The organism is Pseudomonas sp. A (assembly GCF_056270345.1).
The window spans coordinates 3,009,168-3,035,908 of record NZ_CM149873.1; the positions used below are offsets into that span (position 1 = coordinate 3,009,168).

A 26,741-nucleotide genomic window follows, 5' to 3' on the forward strand; every position below is an offset into this window, starting at 1 on the left:
ATAGCGCCGACATTGTAAAAAGGCATCAAGGAGGGTCATCGGGCTGTCCTGGAGTGGAGTTGCCCTGCAGTCTGGCACAACGCTGCGCTCACGGTTTCCCAGGCTCACGTAGTCCGTTTCCTAAAGCTGAAACGGGGCCGTCGAGCGGCCCCGCAGATCCGGCGTCGCTCCTCAGAAACCGAAGTCGCTCAGCCCAGGATGATCGTCCGGGCGGCGTCCCTGCGGCCAGTGGAACTTGCGCTCGGCCTCGCTGATGGGCTGCTCGTTGATGCTGGCGTGGCGGTTGCGCATCAGGCCGTCCTCGGCGAACTCCCAGTTCTCGTTGCCGTAGGCGCGGTACCACTGGCCGCTGTCGTCGCGGTACTCATAGGCGTAGCGCACGGCGATGCAGTTGTCGGTGAAGGCCCAGAGCTCCTTGATCAGGCGGTACTCCAGTTCGCGGTTCCACTTGCGGGTGAGGAAGGCCTGGGCCTCTTCGCGGCTGCTGCAGAACTCGGCGCGGTTGCGCCAGTGGGTGTCGAGGGTATAGGCCAGGGCCACCTTGGCGGCGTCGCGGCTGTTCCAGCCGTCTTCGGCCAGGCGCACCTTCTCGATGGCGGTTTCACGGGTAAAGGGGGGCAGTGGTGGGCGGGACATCGTGGTCGATCCTTGCGGGAAGTGGGTTTGCAGGACCGAGATTAGACCCGTCGCCGGGCAGGGAGAATCGGTGCGCCGGGCACTTCATAATTGTCCTCGGAGGAACAATCCGCGCGGGAGTGCCAGGCCTGGCTGTCTATAGTTACCGCACAAGTTACCGCCAGCCCCACTGGAGCCCACTCATGAACCTGATCAGCCGCGAACCCTGGTGGCTCGTCCCGCCCAAGCCCGGGCAGACCGAGCAGGACCTGCACTGGGGCTACCTGGAAATCTACGCCGACGGCCGCACCGTGTTCGTCGACCAGCGCCCCAGTGAGCGGGAGCTGGCCGAACGCAAGAGCTGCCGCAATTTCCCCGACGCCGAAAAGCCCTGAATCAACCTTCGAGCTGGGCCAGGCGCGCCTCCAGCGCCGTCACTCGGGCTTCCAGCGCCTCGATGCGCTCGTCCGCCGCGCTGGCGGAGCGGGTGCCGCCGTCTTGCTGGCGGGCGGCGAGAATCGCCTCGATCTCGGCCGGGTCGCCCAGGGCGTGGGTGTAACGGTCTTCGCGCTGGCCGGCCTGGCGTGGCAGGTGCAGGGCCAGACCGCGTGAAATCAGGCGCTCCAGCTGGTGCTGGATCTGTTCGGTGTCATCGAACTCGTGCAGGCGGTTGCTGCGGGTCAGCAGCTCACTGAGGGTCTGCGGGCCGCGCAGGAACATCAGCCCCATCAGCACCAGCTGCGCCGGTACCAGCTCCAGGGCCTTGTCGACCCGCTGCTCCCAGCGGTCGGCGCGGCTGCCCATCTGCAGGCGTGCCATTTCCTGGTTCTCCAGGGCGCGCAGGGCCTGGCCGACCTGGCCGGGGGAGAGGTTCATGACGGGTTCGCGGCTGGTCTTCTGGTTGCAGGCCAGGACCAGGGCATTGAGGGTCAGGGGGTAGGTTTCCGGGCTGGTGGCCTGCTTCTCGATCAGCGAACCGAGCACGCGGATCTCGATGCTGCTGAAACGGCCTTCGCCGGTGGTTTCGTGTTCTGACATGGCCCTGTCTCATTGCGAGGAAAAGGCCACTAGCCTAGGTAAAGCGCCGAGCTTAAGCAATCACCGGGGGCATCGCGGGGCAAGCCCGCTCCCACAGGGCGTGGGAGCGGGCTTGACCCGCGACAGCGGCCTCAGGCGCTGCGCTGCTCCATGGCCTGGCACGCCGCCGCAGTGAACAGCACGTCGGTGGAGGAGTTCAGCGCGGTTTCCGCCGAATCCTGCAGCACGCCGATGATGAAGCCGACCGCCACCACCTGCATGGCAATCTCGCTGGGAATGCCGAACAGGCTGCAGGCCAGCGGGATCAGCAGCAGCGAGCCACCGGCCACGCCCGAGGCGCCACAGGCGCAGACCGCCGCCACCACGCTGAGCAGCACCGCGGTCGGCAGGTCCACCGGGATGCCCAGGGTGTGCACGGCGGCCAGGGTCAGCACGGTGATGGTGATCGCCGCGCCGGCCATGTTGATGGTCGCGCCCAGCGGGATCGACACCGAATAGGTGTCCTCATGCAGGCCGAGCTTTTCCGACAGCGCCAGGTTGACCGGGATGTTGGCCGCCGAGCTGCGGGTGAAGAACGCGGTGATGCCGCTCTCGCGCAGGCACAGCAGGGTCAGCGGGTAGGGGTTGCGGCGAATCTTCCAGAACACGATCAGCGGGTTCATCACCAGCGCCACGAACAGCATGCAGCCGATCAGCACACCGAGCAGGTGCAGGTAGCCGAGCAGCGCGTCCAGGCCCGATTGCGCCAGGGTGGCGCTGACCAGGCCGAAGATGCCCAGCGGGGCGAAGCGGATCACCACGCGCACGATCAGGGTGACGCCGTTGGACAGGTCCTCGACCACGGTGCGGGTGGTGTCGTTGGCATGACGCAGGGCCACGCCCAGGCCGATGGCCCAGGTCAGCACGCCGATGAAGTTGGCGTTGAGCAGTGCGTTGACCGGGTTGTCCACGGCGCTGAGCAGCAGGTTCTGCAGCACCTCGCCGATCCCGCCGGGGGCACTCAGCGCGGCATCGCTGGTGGTCAGCGCCAGGTTGGACGGGAACAGCATGCTCGCCGCCACGGCCACCACCGCCGCAGCGAAGGTGCCCAGCAGGTACAGCCAGAGGATCGGGCGGATGTGGGTTTCCTGGCCATGGCGGTGGTTGGCGATCGAAGCCATCACCAGGATGAACACCAGCACCGGCGCCACGGCCTTCAGGGCGCTGACGAAGACCTTGCCGAGGAACGCCAGGTCACGGGCCACGGCGGGGGCGAGCAGGGCGAGGAGAATGCCGGCCACCAGGCCGATGCAGATCTGCGTCACCAGGCCGGTGCGGTTGATGAGGCGGAGGATGGGGGTCATGTGCAGCGCAATCCGATTACGTGAAAGCGCGCGACTTTATCACAGACCTGCGGGGCATAGCGTGGGAGCGGGCTTGCCCCGCGATCACTGGCCGAAGCGGTTTCGCCTGAATCGCGGGTCAAGCCCGCTCCCACGCACCCTGTGTACCCGTCGGGTTACCAGTGGAACAGCTCCCGCCGCGCGCCCTCGGTGATCGCCAGGATCCCCGGGTGCTTGACCTTGCGCTCCACCGAAATGGCGTAGAACGACTCGTTCACTGCCTCGGTCTGGCCGATCAGGCGCACCCCGTACTGGCGGCAGACTTCCTCGGCGATCACGCTGGGGGCGACGAAGATGCCGCTGCCCGACTGGCCGAAGGCCTGCATCAGCGCGCTGTCGTCGAATTCGCCGACGATGCGCGGCTGCACCTGCTGCTCGGCCAACCAGCGCAACAGCCGGCTGCGCACCACGGTCTCCTGGCCGGGGATCAGCAACGGCGCGTCGTCCAGGCAGGCGGGGAAGGGCCGGGCGAGGCGTTCGGCCAGCGCGGGCGTGGCGAAGAAGCTCAGGCCGCACTCGCCGAGCTTTTGGCTGTAGCCCTTGATGTCCAGGTGGCTGGGCATGGGGCTGTCGGAGATCACCAGGTCCAGGCGCTGGATCGCCAGGTCCGCCAATAGCCGTTCGAGCTTGTCCTCGCGGCAGCTGATGCGCAGCACTTCGTCCAGCTCCATGGTCGGCGCCAGCAGGCGATAGACGATGGACTTGGGCACCACGTCGGCCACCCCCACGCGAAACAGGATCTGCTCCTGCGGCCCGGCGCGCAGCATGGCTTCCAGCTCGCCGCCGATCTGGAACATCTGCTCGGCGTAGACCAGCGCCTGGCGCCCGGTCTCGGTCAGCTCCAGCTGGCGGCCGACGCGCTGGAACAGCTCCAGGTTCCAGGTCTGCTCGAACAGGCTGATCTGCCCACTGATGGTCTGCGGGGTGAGGTTCAGCTGCTCGCTGGCGCGGGCGATGCTGCCGGTCTTGGCCACGGCCCAGAAATAATGGAGCTGACGGTAGTTGAGCATGGCCTGTCTCAGTTCGGGAAAACCGAAGTATACACGCCGAAAAAACGAATTTTCCGGATGTTTCAGCCTCTTTAGAATGCCTCCCCATCAGGCGCACGACGCGCCGCCCGGAATTCGACAAGCGAGGACCTCATGCTACAACTCAAATCCATTGGTACACCGTTGGTGCTGGTATTGGCCCTGTTCGCCATGTCCGGTTGCGACCAGGCCGAGAAATCCGCCCAGCAGATGCTCGACCAGGCCGCCGAAACCGCCAAGCAGGCCATCGACAAGACCAACGACGCCGCCCAGCAGGCCCTGAGCGACGCCATCGGCAGCGAAGGCGAGAAGGCCAAGGCCGAAGACGACAAGAAAGACACCCAGGACATCTGAGAGCAGGACTGACCAATGGAATATTTGCTGGAACTCGCCGCAAGCCCCACCGCCTGGGTTGCCCTCGCCACCCTGGTGGCCATGGAGGTCGTGCTCGGCATCGACAACCTGATCTTCATCTCGATCCTCACCAACAAGCTGCCTGAGGCCTACCGTTCCAAGGCACGCCGCATTGGTATCAGCATGGCCCTGATCATGCGCCTGGCGCTGCTCAGCACCGTGGCCTGGATCGTCCAGCTGACCGAGCCGGTGATCGAGGTGTTCGGCCACACGTTCTCGTGGAAGGACATGATCCTCATCGCCGGTGGCCTGTTCCTGCTGTGGAAGGCGACCAAGGAGATCCACGAAAGCGTCGACCCTCATGGCGCCAAGGAAGAGTCCAAGGCCGGCAACGCCGTGACCATCGGCTTCACCGCGGCGATCTTCCAGATCCTGCTGCTGGACATCGTCTTCTCGATCGACAGCATCATCACCGCCGTGGGCATGACCGAGCACCTGCCGATCATGATCATCGCCGTGATCAGCGCCGTGATCGTGATGCTGGTGGCCGCCGACCCGCTGGCCAAGTTCATCAACGACAACCCGACCGTGGTGATGCTGGCCCTGGGCTTCCTGATCATGATCGGCATGACCCTGATCGCCGAAGGCTTTGGCGCCCATGTACCGAAAGGGTATGTGTATGCGGCCATGGCGTTCTCGACCGCGATCGAGATCCTCAACATCCTGGCGCGCCGGGCGCGCTTGAAGCGTGAGGCGGCCGAGGGCAACTGAGCCGCAAGCTGCAAGTGATAAGCAAGAGGGAGCCCAGGCTCCCTCTTGTCGTTCAAGGCTCGAAGTTTGTAGTGCTGTCAATGCGCCCCGGCATGGCGCCTGGCACGGCGCACCGATGGGGCCTTGGCCACGGCCTGTGGTGGCAGGTGATGAGGGTGGGAATGCCGGCGCACGATGCGCAACACCCCCCAGAGCATGGCCGCCGCGACGCTGAGCCACATGCCGACCAACACGAGAATTGCCATTGTCAGGCTCATGTGTGCCTCCTTCTCTCTGGCGAGCCGTGCTCGCCATCCAGACACAGCTTCAGTCTAGCCTGTCGGCTGTGACGTTCCATTGACCGAAGGTCTAGTCCTTGGGCCGTTTCGTTCCAAGACCGCGCCGGGCTATACCCGCGGACGCCGGCATCCTATGATCGGGGTTCTTGGTCGGGCGCCGCCTGCCTGGCCGCGGAACAAGCGAGTGTCCACGTTGCAAAAGCTCTCCAAGTTTCGGGCCCTGGGCCCACGTCGCCTGCTGGTCGCCTGCCTGGTGGCGGCGACCCTGTCCGGCTGCGCCGGCACGCCACCGGCCGCGCTCAAGGGCCTGCCACAGCGGGTCGAGATCAGCAGCGTGCCGTTCTACCGCGGCAACGCCAACCACAGTGGCTCGATGGCCCTGGCCGCGGTGCTGTCGCAACAGGGCGCGCCGATCCCCCCGGGCCTGCTCGACAAGGCGCTGGGCCTGCCCAAGGCCGCCGAATCGCTGGACACCGGCATTCCCCGGGTAGCCCGCGAGTACGGTCGGGTGGTCTACCCGCTGGACAAGCACCTGGACGCGCTGCTCGCGCAGGTGGCCGCCGGTTATCCGGTGCTGCTGCGTTATCAGGAAGGTTCGGCCTGGTGGAGCGAGCCGCGCTATGCGGTGCTGATCGGCTACGACCGCTACAAGCAGCGGGTGCTGCTGCGCTCAGGGATGCATCGGCGCCAGTTGATGGCCTTCGATGATTTCGAGTCGGCGTGGGCCAAGGAGGGCAATTGGGCGGTGCTGCTGCAGTCGCCACGGCAACTGCCGGCCCAGGTGGATCGCCAGCGTTGGTTGCAGGCGGCGGACGAGCTGGCCCGTGCGGGGCAGGAGATCGCGGCGAAACAGGCGGTCACCAGTCTCGGGAATTGAGACCCAGCCCTTTCAATATGTTGATAATTGGCGTCCGACTTGGACTTGCCGGGGCCGCAAAGCGGCCCCGAACTGTCTTAGAAGCCCAGACGATCGCGCAGGCTGTAGTACCAGGCACCAATGGCGCTGAACGGCACGCGCAGCATCTGCCCACCCGGGAACGGGTAGTGCGGCAGGCCGGCGAACGCGTCGAAGCGCTCGGCCTGGCCGCGCAGGGCCTCGGCCAGCACCTTGCCCGCCAGGTGGGTGTAGGTCACGCCGTGACCCGAGCAACCCTGGGAGTAATAGATGTTGTCGCCGATACGACCGACCTGCGGCAGACGCGACAGGGTCAGCAGGAAGTTGCCGGTCCAGGCGTAGTCGATCTTGACGTTCTTCAGCTGCGGGAAGGCCTTGAGCATCTTCGGACGGATGATCGCCTCGATGTTCGCCGGGTCGCGCGCGCCGTACACCACGCCACCGCCGAAGATCAGGCGCTTGTCGCTGGTCAGGCGGTAGTAGTCGAGCAGGTAGTTGCAATCCTCGACACAGTAGTCCTGCGGCAGCAGGGTGCGCGCCAGCTCGTCGCCCAGCGGCTCGGTGGTGATCACCTGGGTGCCGCACGGCATCGACTTGGCCGCCAGTTCCGGTACCAGGTTGCCCAGGTAGGCGTTGCCTGCGACGATGATGAACTTGGCGCGGACCTTGCCCTGCGGGGTATGCACGACAGGGTTGGCGCCACGCTCGATGCGCACGGCGGGGGTTTGCTCATAAATGATGCCGCCCAGCGACTCGACCGCGGCGGCTTCGCCCAGGGCCAGGTTCAGCGGGTGGATGTGGCCGCCGCTCATGTCGAGCATGCCGCCGATATAGCTGTCGCAAGCCACCACTTCACGGATGCGCTTCTGGTCCATCAGTTCCAGCTGGTTGTGGCCGAAGCGCTCCCACAGGCGTTTTTGCGATTCCAGGTGGCCCATCTGCTTGCTGGTCAGCGCGGCGAACACGCCGCCGTCCTTCAGGTCGCACTGGATGTCGTACTTGGCCACGCGCTCACGGATGATACGCCCGCCTTCGAAGGCCATCTGGCCCAGCAGTTGCGCCTGCTTGGGGCCGACGGTGCGTTCGATGACGTCGATGTCGCGGCTGTAGCTGTTGACGATCTGGCCGCCGTTGCGGCCCGAAGCGCCGAAACCGACCTTGGCGGCCTCGACGATGCTCACCTTGAAGCCGTTCTCCAGCAGGAACAGGGCGCTGGACAGGCCGGTGTAGCCGGCGCCGATGATGCACACATCGGTTTCCACCTCACCCTGCAGCGCCGGACGTGGCGGCACCGGGTTGGCCGAGGCGGCGTAGTAGGACTGGGGGTAGGGGGTGTTAGCCATGCTCGAGGAACCTCGTGTTTTATATTTTTAACGAATGTACCGATGCTATCAATAATAATAAACACCCGCTAGTCGTCCGGTGAAAATCCTTTACGCCCCCCTGAAACCTGGCCTTCCTATAAATAGTTTAAGATTCAGTAGCTTAGCGTGAAAAAAAGTGTTGACAGGGTATCTGGATCGGGTAGAATGCGCCCCACACGACAGGCACATAGCTCAGTTGGTTAGAGCACCACCTTGACATGGTGGGGGTCGTTGGTTCGAGTCCAATTGTGCCTACCAAATCAGAAGAGGGCGATCCGCAAGGATCGCCCTTTTTGCATTCTGGCGCTCTACGGCCATGCACGGCCCCTGTAGGAGCGGCCTTGTGCCGCGAAAGGGCTGCGTAGCAGCCCCGGCAATTTCTGCTTTAACGCAAAAATACTGGGGCCGCTACGCAGCCCTTTCGCGGCACAAGGCCGCTCCTACAGGGATTGCGTCGCCTGGCAGGGCTGGCATTAAGCAGTTTCGCAAAGTTTTTGATTTTTTTGAAAAAAACGCTTTACAGGTACGCATTCGATCACTAATATGCGCACCACACGACAGGCACATAGCTCAGTTGGTTAGAGCACCACCTTGACATGGTGGGGGTCGTTGGTTCGAGTCCAATTGTGCCTACCAAATCAGAAGAGGGCGATCCGCAAGGATCGCCCTTTTTGTTTTGCGCAGGAAAAGACGCCCCGGTGCGGCCTCAGCGCTTGCTGCTGTGGCGTCGCACCAGTGCACCGTCATCGCACGTATGGGCAAGCGGCAGCAACCAGTCCAGCATCTGCTGGCGTTCATCGGGCTGCAAAGGGCAGTCTGGGCCGTCGAACTGAGCGCCCAGGGCCTTCAGCGCATATTCGACCACTGTATTGTTGACGACGGTTTGTGACGTCTCGATGTGGCGGTGGATCGATGCCATCAGCGCTTCGTGATCGTCTGTCGGTTCCAGGCTCAGCGACCGGGCAAGATACCTGGGCAGCCCTCGCTTGTGGCCTGCCATCATGGCGACTGCGCGGTACAGGTTGACGACATCTTCCTTGTCGATGTGTCCTGCCGAGCGGCCTGCATAGTAGCGCTCGAGTCGGTTGATGGCGTGCGGCAGGTCCGCCTGCCAGCTGCCTTGTTCTACCAGTGCTCGTTCGCGCACATCCCCGATCGTCAGCAGATAATCCAGATAGCCTGCGAAGTTGCGAGCCTCCCTGGCGTAGCGCAATCTGCGCCAGCGTGAGCCGAATTCGCGCTCCCAGGTCCAGCGCCTGACCTCGGGCAGCAGTTTCTGGTCGAGCCAGTCCAGGGTGTCCTGGCAGGGCCACCAGCCTCTGGACGAGGGTTCGCGTTCGCTGAGGTCGTGGGGCGTCCACAGCAGGTCCAGCCAATCGCTGGAAAACGCGTCGGTCGACGTATGGGTGGTGATCAGCGCGTGGTATCCGCTGTCGTGGCGGTCGGTTGCCTGTGCGTGGCAGGGCTTGAGCATGCTCGGGTGGGCGTCGAACATGTGCCAGGGGCTTGTGCCTGCGGCGTAGTCGTGCGCCTCGCAGAAGCGGGCGATGTAGCGCCAGGCGTGCTTGCGCAGCGAGCCGATCTTCACCCGGTGCGAGCCCCCGTGGGCGATAAACGCAAATCCGCTGGCGGACAGGCTGCGTTCCAGTGCCTGCAAGGTGTCGCGCATCACCACCGTGAGCGCGTCGGCGACATCGGCGAGTGCCTGGACCACGGGTTCTTCGAGTATCAGGCGGCTGTTGGGCAGGTCGATCAGGTAACGGTCCTTGTCGCCTGGCATCAGCCCGACGATGAACGGGCGCGACTGGCTGTCCAGTGGCGCGCCGCTGGCAAACAGAAAGCGCTCGAGCAGCCATTCGTGGCTGACGGTGATGGTCACGCCGCGCAGGTCGTGCTGGTGGAAGTCGAAGGCGGCGGTGGCGCGGGACGAGGTCAGGTCCGGCAGGAACACGCTCAGCGAAAACCAGGGGCCGCGGTAGTACCAGTGGCGGCCGTGATGGCCGATGCGGGTGAAGGCATCGGGGCTGCAGGCGCTATCGGGCGCATGCCTGGCGACGGCCAGGTGGTCGCTCAGCCTGCCGGGGCGTTCGACGAATGCCCTGGCTTTGCGTGCCACGTAGGGGCGCGGGTCGAAGATGGATTTGGCAACCAGCTCTGAGAACCCCACGCGTTCCATCCACAGGTTGCCGAACGTCTCGATATGCGCGCCTGGGAAGAACTTCGACAGCACGTCGGGGTGATGCTGCAGTTTCTGCGTCAGCTCATGGGCGGTCCACAGCCGCCCTTCGATGCCTGCCGCTTTCAGGCGCTGTTTCTCATTGATCCAGCGACTGGCCAGCGTGCCGATCTCGCGCTGCGCCAGGATCAGGGTGAACGAGCGCGTGAGCGAAGGCCAGGGGCCATTCAGGAAGGCATCGATGGCGCCCGTCAGCTCGCTGCTGGTGAAGTCCTTCCAGGCCTTGCATTCGAAGACGTTGAGTCGGTCGGGGCTTTCTTCGTCATGGGCGAACAGGTCGATGCCGCCTTGCCGGGTGCCGCTTTTCCCGAGACGGTGGCAGCCGCCAAGCGGTTGTTCCTTGCTCAGCAGCCACCAGCACAGCTGTTCGAAGGATTCCGCCGGCATCGCGAAATCAAGCACGAAGGTCGTACGCGGGTAGATGCGCGTGTCGGGGCTGATGCTGGCTTCGGGCTGCAGGTGCGTGGGCCACTCTTGCGGCAGTTCGGGCGTGCTGGCAGGGGTGGCTGTGGCGTTTGAAGGTTCCAACCTGAGGTCCTTGTGTCGCTGTCTGTCCATTGTGGCGCGGCGACATCTTCGGCCAGGTCGAGGGCCACAGGCAACAGACAAAGCCTGCGACAGAAGTGCCATGAGGGGATGTTCCCGGCCATGCTAGAATCCGCCCCTTCGAATCTGGAGGTACAGGCGTGCGCAAACTGGCGGTGGTAATGGCGGTGTTGGCCCTGGCGGGTTGTAACAACGAGGTCGAAGGCGTGCACAAGCAGGTGGCCGAGCACCTGAACAACCCCAAGACGGCCAAGTTCGCCAACGTGCGTTTCGACACTCAGGGCTCTATCTGCGGCCAGGTGCGCGGCAAGGACGACGCCGGGCAGTACCAGGCCTATCGCAGCTACGTGGCGATCAAGCATGACGGCCAGTACGAAATCCTCATCGACGAAACCGGCAACAACCTGCGCATCCGCGAGATCTGCGGCGGTGCCGACCTGCAGCGCCGCGCCGAGGCGCTGGCCGACCAGCCGGCGCCGGAGGGCTGGGACGTCGAGGTGATTCAGGGGCCGAACATGGGCGCCCTGACCGACATGACTGCCCGTTTGATCGAGAAGGGCATTCCGTCCTGGGTCGAGTACCGCGATGGCAAGCCGGTGGTGCTGATGGGCCCGTTCCCGGCCAAGGCCGAGGCTGATGCGCGCAAGGCCGAGGTAATGGCCAAGCTGGGCACCGACTCGATCGTCATCCAGCACGGCGTCAAGCGCTGATCGCGACGGCCATATAAATCCCTGTAGGAGCGGGCTTGTCCCGCGATGGCGTCAGAACAGGCGGAGTTGCTTCCCGGCCAGCCCGTGCAGCAGCAGCTATGCTGTCTACTGTGGGGGTTGAATGGGGGAGCGCCTCATGGCGACGCTGGAGCGGGCCATTGCGATGGCCATCAAGGCACATGAAGGGCAGTTCGACAAAGGCGGTGCGGCGTACATCCTTCACCCGTTGCGGGTGATGGAACGGGTGATCACCCCGGAGCAACGCATCGTCGCGGTACTGCACGACGTGCTGGAAGACACCCCGCTGACCCTGTCCGACCTCGCCCGTGAAGGTTTCCCGCTGAAGATCCTCGCCGCGCTGCTGGCGCTTAGCCGTCGCGAAGGCGAGAGCTACGAGGCCTTCGTCATCCGCCTGGGCGTCGACCCCCTGGCGCGCCAGGTCAAGCTGGCCGACCTGGCCGACAACAGCGATCTCTCGCGCATCCCTTGCCCAGGCCCGGCGGACCTGGCCCGGCTGTGCCGTTACCAGCAGGCCAGCGTCTACCTGCAGACGCTGGCCTGAGGGGCCTCAGCCGCAGGCCTTGAGGTTGACCGGCCCGACGAACTCATTGCCGCGCCCCATCACGCACGCCACCTGCTGGTTGCGCTGCAGCTCCCAGGCCTGCGGCGGGTAGGTCTTGTTCCAGGCCTCGAACAGCTGGCGGTCCTGCCTGGACAGCCTCAGGTCGTACTGCTTGCTCATATAGAAGTAGGTGCGCGCGATCATCCCACGGATCGACGGGCGCGGCATGACCTTCTTGGCCTTGAAGTCGACCTGGGTCAGACAGCTGCCGTACTGGCCATGCTGCTCGGGCAGCCAGCCGAAGCTGAAGTTGCTGCGGTCGCCGTTGACCTCGCCGATGCTCGGCACCAGGTTGTGCAGGTCGGCCTCGGCGCGCTGGTAGACCTTGTCGTGGCGCGTGCAGTTCTTGCGCCCGCCGTCCTGCCAGCACTGGCGCTGGTGGCCGATCTGCCAGGCCGGGACGATGTGCTCCCATTCGATGCGCGAGGCGCGGTTGAGGTTCTTGCGTGGCGCGTAGCCGCAGGAGGCCAGGTCGACCTTGTTGCCCTTGTACTTGCAGCCGCAATAAAACTCCGTGGACTGCGGCGCGTACAGCTTCCAGGCGACCTTCTTGGCCTCCTGGAAGGTGCGTGGGGCGTCGGCGTGGGCGAGGGGGGCAAGCAGCAGCAGGCAGGCGGCGAAAAGCGAAACTCTCATGCGCGGTCAGTCTTCCTTCGGCACGGTCCAGAAAATCTGCACGCCGCCATCGTCGCGGTGGGCGAGGGTGACGTTGTCGTTCTCGGCGATTTCCTCGAGCAGGGTTGCCCAGTCGTCGGGCGACTCGTGCTCCAGGCGGAAGATCAGGGCGGCGCGGCTGCGCTGGGCGGTGGGACTGTTGATGATCTTCTGGATGCGCTGACCCAGTAGTTCATAAGGGCTTGGCGACGCGGAGGCGGGTTTGGCCACGGGGCTGTTCCTTGTTTTGCTGTATGTGCATACAGTATTTCACTGTAAGCCGTTTCGCAACAGCAGGTAGGATGAAAGCCGTATAAGACCGTGGTAGAGGGATTGGTTCCTTGAATATTGGCCCTTTCGCGGGTAAACCCGCTCCCACAGGTCCAGCACAAATCCTGTGGGAGCGGGTTTACCCGCGAAGAGGCCGGTGCAGAAAACACACCGGCTAGTTTCAAGCGCCGATCAATATTCCCAGAAGATCCGCTGCAGCTCCTTGCTGTCCTGGGTCTTGGTCATCGCGACCATGGCCAGGATCCGCGCCTTCTGCGGGTTCAGGTCGTGGGCCACGACCCAGTCGTTCTTGTCGTCAGGCTGTTCGGCGTTGCGCAGCACGAAGCCGCCCTGGTTGACGTGGGACGAACGGATGATCTGCACGCCTTCCTTGCGCAGTTCCTGCAGCGCCGGTACTACGCGCGACGACACCGAACCGTTGCCGGTGCCGGCGTGGATGATCGCCTTGGCGCCACCCTGGGCCAGCGCCTTGTAGGCGGTGTCGGTCACGTTGCCGTAGCCGTAGGCGATGTCCACGGCCGGCAGCTTGCTGATGGTCTTGATGTCGAACTCGGAGTTGACCGTGTGGCGCTTGGCTGGCAGGCGGAAGAAGTACGACTTGCCTTCCACGACCATGCCCAGCGGGCCCCACTGGCTCTTGAAGGCTTCGGTCTTGATGTTGACTGCCTTGCTCACGTCGCGACCGGACTGGATCTCGTCGTTCATGGTCACCAGCACGCCCTTGCCGCGGGCGTCCTTGCTGCTGGCCACGGCCACGGCGTTGTACAGGTTGAGCATGCCGTCGGCGGACATCGCGGTGCCCGGACGCATCGAGCCGACCACGATGATCGGCTTGTCGGTCTTCTCTACCAGGTTAAGGAAGTAGGCGGTCTCTTCCAGGGTGTCGGTGCCGTGGGTGATGACGATGCCATCGACGTCCTTGCTGTCGGCCAGTTCGGCGACGCGCTTGCCCAGCTTGAGCAGGTCGTCGTTGCCGATGCTTTCCGAGGCGACCTGCATCACCTGCTCGCCGCGCACGTTGGCCAGGTCCTTCAGCTCTGGCACGCCGGCGATCAGCTTGTCGATGCCTACCTTGGCCGCCTGGTAGGTGGCGCTGTTGGCCGCGCTGGCGCCAGCGCCGGCGATGGTGCCGCCGGTGGCGAGGATCACCACGTTGGCGAGTTTCTGTTGTTGCGCGGCTTCCTTGGCGGAAACGGTGGTCGGCAGTACCAGCAGCAGCGCCAGGGCGCTCGGTGCGAAGGTCTTGATAGCGGTTTTCATCATTTCTGCTTCTCTCTTCCTGGAGGAGATGTGCGTTATGTCGCACTGGGGTAAAGGCAGATTTCGTACCAGCAACTACCGTTCGTCGTATTTCATCTTGAAACCCCTGTTTTGACTGGGGGTACTCGACGCGACCAGAGGGTCAGAGACGGTGCGCGTGTTCGGATCACCGAATTTTTGCAGGAAAGGTGTTCGGTTTTTCGGACGAATTGCGGATAATCCGACGCGCGTAGCTGTGGCTGCCTACGCAATGGATTTGACAAAACCGACGCCTGTTTCCATAGTTGCTTACCGCAAACGTTTGCGATCCGATAAAAACCACAAGATTCGGAGTCATTTCCATGAAACTGCCGTTCCCCGGCCGTCCGCTGGCCCTCGCCGTTTTCTCCTCGCTGGTCTTCTCCCTGTCCACTGCCCACGCCGAGGAAGCGCCCAAGGTCGCCCTGGTGATGAAGTCCCTTGCCAATGAGTTCTTCCGCACCATGGAAGACGGCGCCAAGGCCTACCAGAAAGACCACCCCAACGATTTCACCCTGGTGGCCAACGGCATCAAGGACGAGACCGACACCGGCAACCAGATCCGCATCGTCGAGCAGATGATCGCCACCGGCGCCAAGGCCCTGGTCATCGCCCCGGCCGACTCCAAGGCGCTGGTGCCGGTGATCAAGAAGGCCATGGACGCCGGCATCACCGTGATCAACATCGACAACCGCCTCGACCCCGCCGTGCTCAAGAGCAAGAACATCAGCGTGCCGTTCGTGGGCCCGGACAACCGCAAGGGCGCGCGTGAGGTCGGTGACTACCTGGCCAAGAAGCTTAAGGCCGGTGACCAGGTCGGCATCATCGAAGGCGTGCCGACCACCACCAATGCCCAGCAGCGCACCGCCGGTTTCAAGGACGCCATGCAAGCCGCGCAGATGAAGATCGTCTCGGTGCAATCGGGCAACTGGGAGATCGACAAGGGCAACGCCGTGGCCGCCTCGATGCTCAACGAATACCCCGACCTGAAGGCGCTGCTGGCCGGCAACGACAGCATGGCCCTGGGCGCCGTCTCGGCCGTGCGCGCCGCCGGCAAGACCGGCCAGGTGCAGGTGGTCGGCTACGACAACATCAACGCCATCAAGCCGATGCTCAAGGATGGCCGCGTGCTCGCGACCCTCGACCAGGCGGCCAGCCAGCAGGCGGTGTTCGGCATCCAGGCGGCGCTGAAGATGCTCAAGGGCGAGCAGCCGGGCGTGGATGCCGACAATGTCATCCAGACGCCGGTCGAGCTGATTACCCAGTAATTGCCTGGCGATACGCAGGCCCTGTGGGAGCGGGTTTACCCGCGAAGAAGACCACGCGATGGATGGCACCGGCTGCGCCGGTGTTCGCGGGTAAACCCGCTCCCACAGGGGCAGTCGTTGAATCAAGAAGTCGTGGTTTTTCTAGGAGAACAATGGCCATGTCAGTACCGGCCAATGAAACCGTGCTAGCCGTCAGCGGCCTGGGCAAGACCTACGCCCAGCCCGTGCTCGGCGACGTCACCCTCGAGCTGCGCGGCGGCGAGGTGCTGGCCCTGACCGGCGAGAACGGCGCGGGCAAGTCGACCCTGTCCAAGCTGATCAGCGGCCTGGAGATCCCCACCACCGGGCAGATGGTCTATCGCGGCCAGCCCTACAGCCCCGGCAACCGCGCCGAGGCCGAGCGCCTCGGCGTGCGCATGGTGATGCAGGAGCTCAACCTGCTGCCTACCCTGACCGTGGCCGAGAACCTGTTCCTCGACAACCTGCCCAGCCGCCTCGGCTGGGTCAACCAGAAGCGCCTGCGCCAGCTGGCCAGCGCGGCCATGGCCCAGGTCGGCCTGGACGCCATCGACCCGGGCACCCCCGTGGGTGAGCTCGGCATCGGCCACCAGCAGATGGTCGAAATCGCCCGCAACCTGATCGGCGACTGCCATGTGCTGATCTTCGACGAGCCCACGGCCATGCTCACCGCTCGCGAGGTGGAGCTGCTGTTCACCCAGATCGAGCGCCTGCGCCAGCGCGGCGTGGCCATCGTCTATATTTCCCATCGTCTCGAAGAGCTGCAGCGCGTGGCCCAGCGCATCGCCGTGCTGCGCGACGGCAAGCTGGTGTGCGCCGAGCCGATCCAGCGCTACAACAGCGAGCAACTGGTCAACCTGATGGTCGGCCGCGAGCTGGGCGAGCATATCGACCTCGGCCAGCGCCGCATCGGCGCGCCGCTGCTCAGGGTCGACAAGCTCAGCCGCGGCGACAAGGTGCGCGAGGTGTCGTTCGAGGTCAGGGCAGGGGAGATCTTCGGTATCTCCGGCCTGATCGGCGCCGGGCGCACCGAGCTGCTGCGCCTGATCTACGGCGCCGACCGCGCCGACAGCGGCCAGGTCGCCCTCGGCCAGCCGCCGCGGCCGCTGAACATCGATTCGCCCAAGGCCGCGGTCAAGGCCGGCATCGCCCTGATCACCGAGGACCGCAAGGGTGAAGGCCTGCTGTTGAGCCAGTCGATCAGCGCCAACATTGCCCTGGGCAACCTCGGCGCCGTGTCCCGCGCCGGCGTGCTCGACCGCGACGCCGAGCGCGAACTGGCCGAGCGCCAGATCGGCGCCATGCGCATCCGCAGTGCCAGCCCCGCCCAGGCCGTGGGCGAGTTGTCCGGCGGCAACCAGCAGAAGGTGGTGATCGGCCGCTGGCTGGAGCGCGACTGCCAGGTGCTGCTGTTCGACGAGCCCACCCGTGGCATCGATGTCGGCGCCAAGTTCGACATCTATGGCCTGCTCGCCGAGCAGGCGCGTCAGGGCAAGGCCATCGTCGTGGTGTCCAGCGACCTGCGCGAGCTGATGCTGATCTGCGACCGCATCGCCGTGCTCAGCGCCGGACGCCTGATCGACACCTTCGACCGCGATCATTGGACCCAGGACCAACTGCTTGCCGCCGCCTTCGCCGGCTACCAGAAACGTGATGCCCTGCTGCACGACGCAGCCCCCAGGATGGACGCATGAAAACCACAACAAACATTTCGGGCAGCGCGCCCGTGCGCCGCAGCGGCACCTATTTCGGCCTGGGTACCTACCTGGGCCTGGCCGGCGCCTTGCTGGCGATGATCGTGCTGTTCTCGATGCTGAGCAGCCACTTCCTGTCCTACGCCACCTTCAGCACCCTGGCCAACCAGATCCCCGACCTGATGGTGCTGGCGGTGGGCATGACCTTCATCCTGATCATCGGCGGCATCGACCTGTCGGTGGGCTCGGTGCTGGCCCTGGCCGCCTCGACGGTCAGCGTGGCGATCCTCGGCTGGGGCTGGAGCGTGCTGCCCGCCGCGCTGCTGGGCATGGCCGTGGCGGCGCTGGCCGGCACCGTCACCGGCAGCATCACCGTGGCCTGGCGCATCCCCTCGTTCATCGTCTCGCTGGGCGTGCTGGAGATGGCCCGTGGCCTGGCCTACCAGTTCACCGACTCGCGTACTGCCTACATTGGCGATGCCTTCGCCTGGTTCTCCAACCCCATCGCCTTCGGCATCTCGCCGGCCTTCATCATTGCCTTGCTGGTGATCGTCGCCGCCCAGCTGGTGCTGACCCGCACCGTGTTCGGTCGCTACCTGATCGGCATCGGCACCAACGAAGAGGCCGTGCGCCTGGCTGGCATCGACCCGCGCCCGTACAAGATCCTGGTGTTCGCCCTGATGGGCGTGCTCGCCGGCCTCGCCGCGCTGTTCCAGATCTCCCGTCTGGAAGCCGCCGACCCCAACGCCGGCTCCGGTCTCGAGCTGCAGGTGATCGCCGCCGTGGTGATCGGCGGCACCAGCCTGATGGGCGGGCGCGGCTCGGTCATCAGCACCTTCTTCGGCGTGCTGATCATCTCGGTATTGGCCGCGGGCCTGGCCCAGATCGGCGCCTCCGAGCCGACCAAACGCATCATCACCGGGGCGGTGATCGTCATCGCCGTGGTACTCGACACTTACCGCAGCCGGCGCGCGAACCGGCGGAACTGAAACCATGGCAACCATCAAAGACGTCGCGGCACTGGCGGGGATTTCCTACACCACCGTGTCCCATGTACTGAACAAGACCCGCCCGGTCAGCGAGCACGTGCGGGTGAAGGTCGAGGCGGCGATCGCCGAGCTCGACTACGTGCCCAGCGCCGTGGCGCGCTCGCTCAAGGCGCGCAGCACCGCCACCATCGGCCTGCTGGTGCCCAACAGCGTCAACCCGTACTTCGCCGAGCTGGCCCGGGGTATCGAGGATGCCTGCGAGCGCAACGGCTACTGCGTGATCCTGTGCAACTCCGACGACAACCCGCAGAAGCAGCGCAGCTACCTGCGCGTGCTGCTGGAAAAGCGCATCGACGGGCTGATCGTCGCCTCGGTGGGCGAGGACCAGGACCTGCTCGACAGCCTCGGCGGCGTGCGCACGCCGATGGTCATCGTCGACCGCGCCCTGGACGGCGTCGAGGCCGACCTGGTGCGCATCGACCACGAGCAGGGCGCCTACCTGGCCACCCGCCACCTGCTGGAGCTGGGCCACCGCGAGATCGCCACCATCGGCGGCCCGGTGGACACCGGTGTCAGCCAGCTGCGCCTGGCCGGTTTCCGCCGGGCGATGGCCGAGGCCGATGTGCGCATCGCCCCAGGCCATGTGCTGCACAGCGACTTCACCAGCCCCGGCGGGCATGCCGCCGCGGCGCGCCTGCTCGATGGCGAGCGGCCCACGGCGATCTTCGCCGGCAACGACATGATCGGCTTCGGCGTGTTGCGCGCCGCCGCCGAACGCAATATCGACGTGCCCGGCGAGCTGTCGGTGATCGGCTTCGACGACATCGAGCTGAGCCGCTACGTGTACCCGTCGCTGACCACCGTCGGCCAGTCGATCCGCGAGCTGGGCGAGAGCGCCGCCGGCCTGCTGCTGTCGCGCATCGTCACGCCGCGGCGCGACGGCGCCGCCGAGCAGCGCATCGTCGCCCCGCGCATCGTCTTGCGTGAATCCACCGGGCCGCGCCCGGACCTGTTCAACGATTACCGTTAAGGAATACCCATGAATGCCAAGGTGGTTGTGGTCGGCAGCCTGAACATGGACCTGGTGGCCCGCGCCCAGCGCCTGCCCCGGGGCGGCGAGACCCTGGCCGGCGAAAGTTTCTTCACCGTGCCTGGCGGCAAGGGTGCCAACCAGGCCGTGGCCGCGGCGCGCCTGGGGGCCAGCGTGGCGATGGTCGGTAACGTCGGTGACGACGCCTATGGCCAGCAGCTGCGTCGGGCCCTGGAGGTGGAGGGCATCGACTGCCAGGGCGTTGGTGTGTGCAGTGGCGTCTCCAGTGGCGTGGCGCTGATCGTGGTGGATGCCGCCAGCCAGAACGCCATCGTCATCATCCCGGGCGGCAATGGCCTGCTCGGGCCTGAGTCGGTGCGCCGGTTCGACAGCCTGCTGCAGCAGGCCGAGGTGATCATCTGCCAGTTGGAGGTGCCGACGGCCACCGTGGCCTGGACCCTGGCCCGTGGCCGCGAGCTGGGCAAGAAGGTGATCCTCAACCCGGCGCCGGCCAGCGGGCCGCTGCCGGTGGAATGGTTTGCCCACATCGATTACCTGATCCCCAACGAGAGCGAGGCCGAGGCCCTGGCTGGCCTGCCGGTCAACGATCTGGACAGCGCGCGCCGGGCTGGCCGGCGCCTGCGCAAGATGGGCGCGGGCAAGGTGATCGTCACCCTCGGTGCCCAGGGCGCGCTGCTGGTCGATGATGGCGAGGGTCGCCACTTTCCGGCGCCGGAGGTCGAAGCGGTGGACACCACGGCGGCCGGCGACACCTTTGTCGGCGGGTTCGCCGCGGGCCTGGCCCGGGGGCTGCCGGAAGAGCAGGCGATCATCGTCGGCCAACGTGCGGCTGCGTTGTCCGTCACCCGCGCCGGTGCCCAGCCGTCGATTCCGTATCTGCGGGAGCTGACGCCATGAAGAAGACGCCACTGTTGAACATCGCCCTGTCGCGCACCATCGCCGGGCTGGGCCACGGTGACATCCTGGTGATCGGTGACGCTGGTTTGCCGGTGCCGCCGGGCGTGGAACTGATCGACCTGGCGCTGACCCCGGGCATCCCGGACTTTGTCAGCGTGCTGCGTGTGGTGCTGAGCGAGATGCAGGTCGAGCGCCATGTGCTGGCCGAAGAGGTGTTCCAGGCTTTGCCGCCGGGGTTGGCCGAGGTCGAGCAGCTGCATGCCGGCGGCGAGCTGGGCCAGCGCCAGGTGCTCAGCCATGCCGATTTCAAGACCCTGTGTCGCCAGGCTCGAGCCGTGGTGCGTACGGGGGAGTGCAAGCCCTATAGCAATATTGCCCTGGTGGCTGGCGTTACCTTTTAGACCGAATGCGAGGGCTTTGCCCTCGATCGCGGCGCAAGGCCGCTCTTACAGAGGGGCAACCCGATTCGTGTAGGAGCGGCCTTGTGCCGCGAAAGGGCCGCAAAGCGGCCCCAGTTGAATCCATCCCCTAGCAACAAGGAGTGCTGAATGTCCCTCAAATCCCTGCTCCAAGGAGCCGTCCTCATGTCCGCGCTAGCCGCCACCGCCGTCATGGCCGCGCCCCGCGACCTGATCATCGACACTGACCCCGGCGCCGACGACGTGGTGGCCCTGCTGCTGGCCATGGCCTCGCCCGAGGAGCTGAAAATCCGCGCCATCACCACCGTGGCCGGCAACGTGCGCCTGGAAAAGACCTCGCGCAACGCCCGCCTGGCCCGTGAATGGGCCGGCCGCGAAGAAATCCCGGTATACGCCGGGGCAGGGCGGCCGATGGTGCGCACGCCGATCTACGCCGCCAACGTCCACGGTGAGGAAGGCCTGACCGGCGTCCAGGTCCACGAACCGAAAAAGCCCCTGGCCAACGGCAACGCCGTGCAGTACCTGATCGACACCCTGGGCAGCGCCGAACCCCACAGCATCACCATCGCCATGCTCGGCCCGCAGACCAACCTGGCCCTGGCGCTGATCCAGAAGCCCGAGATCGTCAACGGCATCAAGGAAGTGGTGGTGATGGGCGGTGCCCACTTCAACGGCGGCAACATCACCCCGGCTGCCGAATTCAACCTGTTCGCCGACCCCCACGCCGCCGAGGTGGTGCTGGCCAGCGGCGTCAAGCTGACCTACCTGCCGCTGGACGTCACCCACAAGGTGCTCACCAGCGACGCCCGCCTCAAGCAGCTGGCGGCAGTGAACAACAACGCCAGCAAGCTGGTGGTGGACATCCTCAACGCCTACATCAAGTTCGACATGGACAACTACGGCATGCCCGGCGGCCCGGTGCACGACGCCAGCGTCATTGCCTACCTGCTCAAGCCGGATCTGTTCGAAGGCCGGCAGGTGCACATGGTGGTCGACAGCCGCGAAGGCCCGACCTTCGGCCAGACCGTCGCCGACTGGTATGGCGTGCTCAAGCAACCGGCCAACGTGACGTGGATCAAGGAGGGCAACGCCCAGGGCTTCTTCGACCTGCTCAGCGCCCGCCTGGCTCGATTGAAATAGCCCCCTGCGGCGCGTGGCGCTCGAGCAGCTGCTCGATGAAGCTGCGCGCCGCGTCACCACCGCGGTCGCGCACCAGCAGGTCGACGGCGATCAGCATCAGTTCTTCGGGCGTCCTCGGGCTGTAGGCGCTCTGGCCCTCGTCCCACTTGACCTTGATATCGGCGTCGATGCTGTGGCTGCTCATGGGGCGGTTCTCGCTGGGGCCTGGTGATAGGTCGAATACCGCGTCCTGGCGTTCGAAGGGGAGGCGTTTCGCGCTCCGCTTCTTGCAGTAAATCATGCCTTTGCGTGACGGGACCTGCGACTTAAGCATAAGGAGCGCGGTTGGCCGAACCGACGGTTCGGTGCAAAATCCGGTCACGATTGCCTTTCGCGTCAAGTGGCCGAGTCAGGCAGAATCGTGCGGTTGTGCAACAAATGCCTGGAGGAATTGTCGCATCAGGCAGTTCCCGGATTTATTTAGGAGGATTCATGTTCCGTACCCGCGCTTCCCTGGCGACCTTGCTGGTGGCTTCCGTTCTGGCAGGTTGCAGCACCGGTGGCACCTCGGGCGGCAGCAGTGCCCAGGCCACCCCGGCCGGCAATGACGGCCGCTGCGAAGCCAGTGGCGCCGACTTCACCATCGGCAAGCTGGCCTCGCCAGAGCTGCTGGAGCAGGCGCGCAAGGCCAGTGGCTCGCAGATGGCGCGCATCCTCAAGCCCCACGACATGATCACCCTGGAATACCGTTCCGAGCGGCTGAACCTGAATGTCGACGACAAGGGTGTGGTTACCCGGGTCAACTGCGGTTGATCCCCCGGCGCTGCCGCCCCCTGTAGGAGCGGCCTTGCGCCGCGAAAGGGCCGCAAAGCGGCCCCAGGTTCTTCGCCACAACACAGATCGCCGGGGCCGCGTTGCGGCCCTTTCGCGGCACGAGGCCGCTCCTACAAAGGTGCTGCGTGATTCTGGCAGCCAATAAAAAACCCGCCACAAGTGGCGGGTTTTTTTGCAGCTATCCGAAAATTACTCCGGACGAACCTGCGCGGCCTGCATGCCCTTCTGGCCTTTTTCGGCTACGAAGGAAACAGTTTGGCCTTCTTTCAGGCTTTTGAAACCGTCGGTTTCGATGGCCTTGAAGTGTACGAACAGGTCGTCGCCGCCGCCTTGAGGAGTGATGAAGCCGAAGCCTTTCTCATCGTTGAACCACTTGACGGTGCCGGTTTGGCGATTGGACATGGGGTGAATCTCCAGAAACATGATTTTTTATCGGGGTGCAATGTCGCCGTAGCTTCAGTAGCACCGACGACACTATAGTCCATTTCTGCGTATCTAGCGCCTTTTACCTTCGCAGGATGTTGATCCAGCGCAAAAGATGCGTGCAATGGCCAGTCAACCCTGCCTATTTTGCGGTGCAGGTGGCCCGTACTGCCTGCTGGGCCTTCTGCATCAGATTGGCGTCAACGCCATCCTCCGCGGTGGTGAGGTCATTGATTTCCTTGTCGGTGAATTTCTCCTTGATCACTTTGGCGCCACATTCGCAGTGCTTCTTCGCCGTCGCCGCGTCCACGCCCTGGCCGCTCGCCACCTGTTGGCATTGAGCCATGTAGGGCGCCTCCTTGCCGGCGGGGAAATTGCCTGCGTTGGCGGCCAGCGGCAGCAGCAGGGCGCTTGCGGCGCAGGCAGCCAGAAGGGACTGAAGTCGCATAACCGGACACTCCTTGGGTAAAGGTCTCATCAAGAGTAGGTTGCTTCAGAAGGTCTGATAGGAAATTTTCTGCACAAGTTCACCCCGGCGGCGTAATTTCCAAATATTTCTGCGACCGGGTGCAACCCGCGTGCTAGCATGCTCGGCTTGCGGCTCGCCACTGGCGGCCTGCAACTTTTACCTTCCAGTCACTCTGGTTCGTCCCTGGCAGGCCGAAAGGTCTCTGCCACTGTGAGGCAGGCTTTCCCGCGGGAAAGGCAGGGCGGATCTTGTACTGGCTCATCCCAACCCACGTGACCTTTGGTAGGGGTCACCACTAGGAGAGGAGGCGCCATGCCCATTATTACTCTTCCCGATGGCAGTCAACGCACGTTCGACCAGCCGGTATCCGTAGCCGAAGTCGCCGCCTCGATTGGCGCGGGCCTGGCCAAGGCCACCCTGGCCGGCAAGGTCGACGGCAAGCTCGTCGATGCCTGCGACAAGATCGACCACGACGCCACCCTGCAGATCATCACCCCTAAAGATGAAGAGGGACTGGAGATCATCCGTCACTCGTGCGCCCACCTGATCGGCCACGCGGTGAAGCAGCTGTACCCGACCGCCCGCATGGTGATCGGCCCGGTGATCGACGAAGGCTTCTATTACGACATCGCCTACGAGCGTCCCTTCACCCCGGACGACCTCGCCGCCATCGAAAAGCGCATGCAGCAGCTGATCGACACGGACTACGACGTCGTCAAGAAGATGACCCCGCGCGCCGAAGTCATCGACGTGTTCACCCAGCGTGGCGAAGACTACAAGCTGCGCCTGGTCGAGGACATGCCGGATGAACAGGCCATGGGCCTGTACTACCACGAAGAATACGTCGACATGTGCCGTGGCCCGCACGTGCCGAACACCCGTTTCCTCAAAGCGTTCAAGCTGACCAAGCTGAGCGGCGCCTACTGGCGCGGCGACGCCAAGAACGAGCAGCTGCAGCGTGTGTACGGCACCGCCTGGGCCGACAAGAAGCAGCTGGCCGCCTACATCCAGCGCATCGAAGAAGCCGAAAAACGCGACCACCGCAAGATCGGCAAGCAGCTCGACCTGTTCCACCTGCAGGAAGAAGCACCAGGCATGGTGTTCTGGCACGCCAACGGCTGGACCGTGTACCAGGTGCTCGAGCAGTACATGCGCCAGGTCCAGCGTGAAAACGGCTACCAGGAAATCAAGACCCCGCAGGTCGTCGACCGCATCCTCTGGGAGCGTTCCGGCCACTGGTCCAACTACGCCGAGAACATGTTCACCACTTCGTCGGAAAACCGCGACTACGCGGTAAAACCGATGAACTGCCCGTGCCACGTGCAGGTGTTCAACCAGGGCCTCAAATCCTACCGCGACCTGCCGCTGCGCCTGGCCGAGTTCGGTGCCTGCCACCGTAACGAGCCGTCCGGCGCCCTGCACGGCATCATGCGCGTGCGTGGCTTCGTGCAGGACGACGCGCACATCTTCTGCACCGAAGACCAGGTGAAGAAAGAAGCCGCCGACTTCATCAAGCTGACCCTGGACGTATACAAGGACTTCGGCTTCACCGACGTCGCCATGAAGCTCTCGACCCGCCCCGCCAAGCGCGTGGGCTCCGAAGAGCTGTGGGACCGCGCCGAAGGCGCCCTGGCTGACGCCCTGAACGAGTCGGGCCTGGAGTGGGAATACCAACCGGGCGAGGGCGCGTTCTACGGTCCGAAGATCGAGTTCACCCTGCGCGACTGCCTCGGCCGTAACTGGCAGTGCGGCACCCTGCAGTACGACCCGAACCTGCCTGAGCGCCTGGACGCCAGCTACATCGCCGAAGACAACAGCCGCGTGCGCCCGGTGATGCTGCACCGCGCCATCCTCGGTTCGTTCGAGCGCTTCATCGGCATGCTGATCGAGCACTACGCCGGCGTGTTCCCGGCCTGGCTCGCGCCGACCCAGGCGGTGATCATGAACATCACCGACAAGCAGGCCGATTTCGCCCTCGAGGTGGAAAAAGACCTGAACGGTAGCGGATTCCGTGCCAAGTCGGACTTGAGAAATGAGAAGATCGGCTTTAAAATCCGCGAGCATACGTTGCTGCGGGTCCCTTATCTTTTGGTTATAGGGGATCGCGAAGTCGAAACGCAAACCGTCGCTGTGCGCACCCGCGAAGGCGCAGACCTGGGCTCGATGCCCGTCGCGCAGTTCGCTGAGCTGCTGTCGCAAGCGGTTTCCCGGCGTGGTCGCCAAGAATCGGAGTAATGACTATTAAGCGTGAAATGAGAAACGATAAACGAACTGCACCGAAAGCCCCGATCAACGAGAATATCTCGGCACGCGAGGTTCGGTTAATTGGTGCTGACGGCGAGCAGATTGGCATCGTCTCGATTGATGAAGCGCTGCGTATCGCTGATGAAGCGAAGCTGGATCTGGTGGAAATCTCTGCAGACGCGGTACCGCCCGTCTGCAAGGTGATGGACTACGGCAAGCACCTCTTCGAGAAGAAGAAGCAGGCCAACGAAGCCAAGAAGAACCAGAAGCAGATCCAGATCAAAGAAATCAAGTTTCGTCCAGGGACGGAAGAAGGGGATTACCAGGTAAAACTACGCAACCTGGTACGTTTCCTTAGCGATGGGGACAAGGCCAAGATCTCTCTGAGATTCCGCGGCCGTGAGATGGCCCACCAGGAGCTGGGCATGGAGCTGTTGAAGCGGGTCGAAGCTGACCTCGTGGAATACGGCACCGTTGAGCAGCATCCGAAGATGGAAGGACGCCAGCTTATGATGGTCATCGCCCCCAAAAAGAAGAAGTAATCTCCCGGGCACGGCAGGCCTGATGATTATTGTGTAATTTTTATTCGAATGCGGAGTTCCAACATGCCAAAAATGAAAACCAAGAGCGGTGCTGCGAAGCGCTTCCTGAAGACGGCTTCCGGCTTCAAGCACAAGCACGCTTTCAAGAGCCACATCCTGACCAAAATGTCGACCAAGCGTAAGCGTCAACTGCGCGGTGCCAGCCTGCTGCACCCGTCTGACGTGGCAAAAGTCGAGCGCATGCTGCGCGTTCGTTAATTCTGGTTAAGATAGAGGAAGTTACTCATGGCTCGTGTTAAGCGCGGCGTTATCGCTCGTAAGCGTCACAAAAAAATTCTGAAACTAGCTAAAGGTTACTACGGTGCACGTTCGCGCGTATTCCGTGTTGCCAAGCAAGCGGTCATCAAGGCAGGCCAATACGCCTACCGCGACCGTCGCCAGAAGAAGCGTCAGTTCCGCGCACTGTGGATCGCTCGTATCAACGCCGGTGCCCGCACCAACGGTCTGTCGTACAGCCGTCTGATTGCTGGCCTGAAAAAGGCGTCGATCGAAATCGACCGTAAGGTTCTGGCCGATCTGGCAGTGAACGAAAAAGCGGCGTTTGCTGCGATTGTCGAGAAGGCTAAAGCCGTACTGGCTTAAGTACCCACGACAATCATCCGGCGGCGCCTGCGCCGTCGGGTGTAAAACGTCATCGGATAGGGGAAGAGCC

General features: G+C 64.2%; 31 protein-coding genes and 2 tRNA genes. 20 read left to right on the forward strand and 13 right to left on the reverse strand.

What is annotated here, in order from left to right:
- Positions 1-171 precede the first annotated feature (171 nt).
- Entirely contained in the window at positions 172-636 is a 465-nt protein-coding gene (locus AC0MAZ_RS13610) for a nuclear transport factor 2 family protein (RefSeq protein ID WP_475858160.1), read from the reverse strand.
- A 182-nt stretch (positions 637-818) separates the two neighbouring features.
- Between AC0MAZ_RS13610 and AC0MAZ_RS13615 the strand changes: the two genes are divergently transcribed.
- Positions 819-1,010: a hypothetical protein gene (locus AC0MAZ_RS13615; protein WP_110738951.1), complete on the forward strand. Its 192-nt coding sequence runs from the start codon at positions 819-821 to the stop codon at positions 1,008-1,010.
- Between the two features lies 1 nt (position 1,011).
- Here AC0MAZ_RS13615 and AC0MAZ_RS13620 read toward each other — a convergent pair whose 3' ends face one another.
- From AC0MAZ_RS13620 to nhaR, 3 genes are all read right to left on the reverse strand, one after another.
- Positions 1,012-1,653 (reverse strand): YceH family protein, encoded by a 642-nt coding sequence (locus tag AC0MAZ_RS13620; protein WP_234563017.1) that lies wholly within the window; start codon positions 1,651-1,653, stop codon positions 1,012-1,014.
- A 131-nt stretch (positions 1,654-1,784) separates the two neighbouring features.
- Complete coding sequence (gene sstT / locus AC0MAZ_RS13625; protein ID WP_232856859.1) at positions 1,785-2,996, reverse strand: serine/threonine transporter SstT; 1,212 nt, start codon at positions 2,994-2,996, stop codon at positions 1,785-1,787.
- Positions 2,997-3,151: 155 nt separating this feature from the next.
- A complete protein-coding gene (nhaR, locus tag AC0MAZ_RS13630) occupies positions 3,152-4,045 on the reverse strand; it encodes a transcriptional activator NhaR (RefSeq protein ID WP_203647262.1) in 894 nt (297 codons plus the stop codon).
- A gap of 132 nt (positions 4,046-4,177) precedes the next feature.
- Here nhaR and AC0MAZ_RS13635 point away from each other — a divergent pair, with 132 nt between their 5' ends.
- A complete protein-coding gene (locus AC0MAZ_RS13635) occupies positions 4,178-4,417 on the forward strand; it encodes a hypothetical protein (RefSeq protein ID WP_203647261.1) in 240 nt (79 codons plus the stop codon).
- A 15-nt stretch (positions 4,418-4,432) separates the two neighbouring features.
- On the forward strand, positions 4,433-5,188 hold the full coding sequence (locus AC0MAZ_RS13640) for a TerC family protein (RefSeq protein ID WP_203647260.1): 756 nt from the start codon (positions 4,433-4,435) through the stop codon (positions 5,186-5,188).
- A 77-nt stretch (positions 5,189-5,265) separates the two neighbouring features.
- On the opposite strand, the gene AC0MAZ_RS13645 is transcribed toward AC0MAZ_RS13640, so the two are convergent.
- The gene (locus AC0MAZ_RS13645) at positions 5,266-5,445 is read right to left on the reverse strand and encodes a hypothetical protein (protein ID WP_203647259.1); all 180 of its coding nucleotides are present in this window, start codon (positions 5,443-5,445) and stop codon (positions 5,266-5,268) included.
- A gap of 154 nt (positions 5,446-5,599) precedes the next feature.
- Here AC0MAZ_RS13645 and AC0MAZ_RS13650 point away from each other — a divergent pair, with 154 nt between their 5' ends.
- Positions 5,600-6,343 carry a peptidase C39 family protein gene (locus AC0MAZ_RS13650; RefSeq protein ID WP_475858162.1) on the forward strand — a complete coding sequence of 248 codons (744 nt, stop codon included), beginning with the start codon at positions 5,600-5,602 and terminating at the stop codon, positions 6,341-6,343.
- Between the two features lie 77 nt (positions 6,344-6,420).
- On the opposite strand, the gene AC0MAZ_RS13655 is transcribed toward AC0MAZ_RS13650, so the two are convergent.
- On the reverse strand, positions 6,421-7,704 hold the full coding sequence (locus AC0MAZ_RS13655) for an NAD(P)/FAD-dependent oxidoreductase (RefSeq protein ID WP_203647257.1): 1,284 nt from the start codon (positions 7,702-7,704) through the stop codon (positions 6,421-6,423).
- 202 nt (positions 7,705-7,906) lie between these two features.
- On the opposite strand from AC0MAZ_RS13655, the gene AC0MAZ_RS13660 reads away from it, so the two are divergent.
- Both AC0MAZ_RS13660 and AC0MAZ_RS13665 read left to right on the forward strand, forming a co-directional pair.
- Positions 7,907-7,983: transfer RNA gene (locus AC0MAZ_RS13660), tRNA-Val, on the forward strand.
- A 301-nt stretch (positions 7,984-8,284) separates the two neighbouring features.
- A tRNA-Val gene (locus AC0MAZ_RS13665) sits at positions 8,285-8,361 on the forward strand.
- A gap of 70 nt (positions 8,362-8,431) precedes the next feature.
- Here the strand turns inward: AC0MAZ_RS13665 and AC0MAZ_RS13670 are convergent.
- A complete protein-coding gene (locus tag AC0MAZ_RS13670) occupies positions 8,432-10,591 on the reverse strand; it encodes a hypothetical protein (protein ID WP_475858164.1) in 2,160 nt (719 codons plus the stop codon).
- Positions 10,592-10,647: 56 nt separating this feature from the next.
- On the opposite strand from AC0MAZ_RS13670, the gene AC0MAZ_RS13675 reads away from it, so the two are divergent.
- Both AC0MAZ_RS13675 and AC0MAZ_RS13680 read left to right on the forward strand, forming a co-directional pair.
- On the forward strand, positions 10,648-11,217 hold the full coding sequence (locus AC0MAZ_RS13675; protein WP_203647255.1) for an SPOR domain-containing protein: 570 nt from the start codon (positions 10,648-10,650) through the stop codon (positions 11,215-11,217).
- Positions 11,218-11,353: 136 nt separating this feature from the next.
- Positions 11,354-11,779, forward strand: a complete 426-nt coding sequence (locus AC0MAZ_RS13680) for a bifunctional (p)ppGpp synthetase/guanosine-3',5'-bis(diphosphate) 3'-pyrophosphohydrolase (protein ID WP_203647254.1) — start codon at positions 11,354-11,356, stop codon at positions 11,777-11,779.
- 6 nt (positions 11,780-11,785) lie between these two features.
- Here AC0MAZ_RS13680 and AC0MAZ_RS13685 read toward each other — a convergent pair whose 3' ends face one another.
- From AC0MAZ_RS13685 to AC0MAZ_RS13695, 3 genes are all read right to left on the reverse strand, one after another.
- Positions 11,786-12,475 carry an endonuclease gene (locus AC0MAZ_RS13685; protein ID WP_050705217.1) on the reverse strand — a complete coding sequence of 230 codons (690 nt, stop codon included), beginning with the start codon at positions 12,473-12,475 and terminating at the stop codon, positions 11,786-11,788.
- A gap of 6 nt (positions 12,476-12,481) precedes the next feature.
- Positions 12,482-12,724 (reverse strand): DUF1654 domain-containing protein, encoded by a 243-nt coding sequence (locus AC0MAZ_RS13690; protein WP_050705218.1) that lies wholly within the window; start codon positions 12,722-12,724, stop codon positions 12,482-12,484.
- Positions 12,725-12,955: 231 nt separating this feature from the next.
- Positions 12,956-14,044: an asparaginase gene (locus AC0MAZ_RS13695; RefSeq protein WP_050705237.1), complete on the reverse strand. Its 1,089-nt coding sequence runs from the start codon at positions 14,042-14,044 to the stop codon at positions 12,956-12,958.
- A gap of 341 nt (positions 14,045-14,385) precedes the next feature.
- Here AC0MAZ_RS13695 and AC0MAZ_RS13700 point away from each other — a divergent pair, with 341 nt between their 5' ends.
- The 7 genes from AC0MAZ_RS13700 (at position 14,386) to AC0MAZ_RS13730 (ending at position 21,538) form a co-directional block, all read left to right on the forward strand.
- Positions 14,386-15,330, forward strand: a complete 945-nt coding sequence (locus AC0MAZ_RS13700) for a sugar ABC transporter substrate-binding protein (RefSeq protein WP_203647253.1) — start codon at positions 14,386-14,388, stop codon at positions 15,328-15,330.
- Between the two features lie 158 nt (positions 15,331-15,488).
- Complete coding sequence (locus tag AC0MAZ_RS13705) at positions 15,489-17,042, forward strand: sugar ABC transporter ATP-binding protein (protein WP_475861427.1); 1,554 nt, start codon at positions 15,489-15,491, stop codon at positions 17,040-17,042.
- Positions 17,039-18,031, forward strand: coding sequence for an ABC transporter permease (locus tag AC0MAZ_RS13710; protein WP_254464796.1), 993 nt, complete (start codon positions 17,039-17,041; stop codon positions 18,029-18,031). Before AC0MAZ_RS13705 ends, AC0MAZ_RS13710 begins: the two co-directional genes overlap by 4 nt.
- 4 nt (positions 18,032-18,035) lie before the next feature.
- Positions 18,036-19,061: a LacI family DNA-binding transcriptional regulator gene (locus tag AC0MAZ_RS13715; protein ID WP_203647250.1), complete on the forward strand. Its 1,026-nt coding sequence runs from the start codon at positions 18,036-18,038 to the stop codon at positions 19,059-19,061.
- A gap of 9 nt (positions 19,062-19,070) precedes the next feature.
- The gene (gene rbsK, locus AC0MAZ_RS13720) at positions 19,071-19,979 is read left to right on the forward strand and encodes a ribokinase (RefSeq protein WP_234561342.1); all 909 of its coding nucleotides are present in this window, start codon (positions 19,071-19,073) and stop codon (positions 19,977-19,979) included.
- The gene (rbsD, locus tag AC0MAZ_RS13725) at positions 19,976-20,380 is read left to right on the forward strand and encodes a D-ribose pyranase (protein ID WP_232857150.1); all 405 of its coding nucleotides are present in this window, start codon (positions 19,976-19,978) and stop codon (positions 20,378-20,380) included. The genes rbsK and rbsD overlap by 4 nt, the downstream gene beginning before the upstream one ends.
- Positions 20,381-20,527: 147 nt before the next feature.
- Positions 20,528-21,538, forward strand: a complete 1,011-nt coding sequence (locus AC0MAZ_RS13730; protein WP_475858168.1) for a nucleoside hydrolase — start codon at positions 20,528-20,530, stop codon at positions 21,536-21,538.
- On the opposite strand, the gene AC0MAZ_RS13735 is transcribed toward AC0MAZ_RS13730, so the two are convergent.
- A complete protein-coding gene (locus tag AC0MAZ_RS13735) occupies positions 21,510-21,722 on the reverse strand; it encodes a hypothetical protein (RefSeq protein ID WP_475858170.1) in 213 nt (70 codons plus the stop codon). The genes AC0MAZ_RS13730 and AC0MAZ_RS13735 overlap by 29 nt on opposite strands.
- Before the next feature lie 287 nt (positions 21,723-22,009).
- On the opposite strand from AC0MAZ_RS13735, the gene AC0MAZ_RS13740 reads away from it, so the two are divergent.
- Entirely contained in the window at positions 22,010-22,330 is a 321-nt protein-coding gene (locus AC0MAZ_RS13740) for an I78 family peptidase inhibitor (RefSeq protein ID WP_232857147.1), read from the forward strand.
- Between the two features lie 210 nt (positions 22,331-22,540).
- Here the strand turns inward: AC0MAZ_RS13740 and AC0MAZ_RS13745 are convergent, their stop codons facing one another.
- Both AC0MAZ_RS13745 and AC0MAZ_RS13750 read right to left on the reverse strand, forming a co-directional pair.
- On the reverse strand, positions 22,541-22,753 hold the full coding sequence (locus AC0MAZ_RS13745; protein WP_007956027.1) for a cold-shock protein: 213 nt from the start codon (positions 22,751-22,753) through the stop codon (positions 22,541-22,543).
- A 163-nt stretch (positions 22,754-22,916) separates the two neighbouring features.
- A complete protein-coding gene (locus AC0MAZ_RS13750; protein WP_110738971.1) occupies positions 22,917-23,222 on the reverse strand; it encodes a hypothetical protein in 306 nt (101 codons plus the stop codon).
- Positions 23,223-23,555: 333 nt separating this feature from the next.
- Between AC0MAZ_RS13750 and thrS the strand changes: the two genes are divergently transcribed.
- From thrS to rplT, 4 genes are all read left to right on the forward strand, one after another.
- Positions 23,556-25,478 carry a threonine--tRNA ligase gene (thrS, locus tag AC0MAZ_RS13755; RefSeq protein WP_203647245.1) on the forward strand — a complete coding sequence of 641 codons (1,923 nt, stop codon included), beginning with the start codon at positions 23,556-23,558 and terminating at the stop codon, positions 25,476-25,478.
- Positions 25,478-26,029 carry a translation initiation factor IF-3 gene (infC, locus tag AC0MAZ_RS13760; protein ID WP_172670897.1) on the forward strand — a complete coding sequence of 184 codons (552 nt, stop codon included), beginning with the start codon at positions 25,478-25,480 and terminating at the stop codon, positions 26,027-26,029. Before thrS ends, infC begins: the two co-directional genes overlap by 1 nt.
- A 63-nt stretch (positions 26,030-26,092) precedes the next feature.
- Complete coding sequence (rpmI, locus tag AC0MAZ_RS13765) at positions 26,093-26,287, forward strand: 50S ribosomal protein L35 (RefSeq protein ID WP_003250667.1); 195 nt, start codon at positions 26,093-26,095, stop codon at positions 26,285-26,287.
- A gap of 27 nt (positions 26,288-26,314) precedes the next feature.
- The gene (gene rplT / locus AC0MAZ_RS13770; protein WP_003250671.1) at positions 26,315-26,671 is read left to right on the forward strand and encodes a 50S ribosomal protein L20; all 357 of its coding nucleotides are present in this window, start codon (positions 26,315-26,317) and stop codon (positions 26,669-26,671) included.
- The last annotated feature ends 70 nt before the right edge of the window (positions 26,672-26,741 follow it).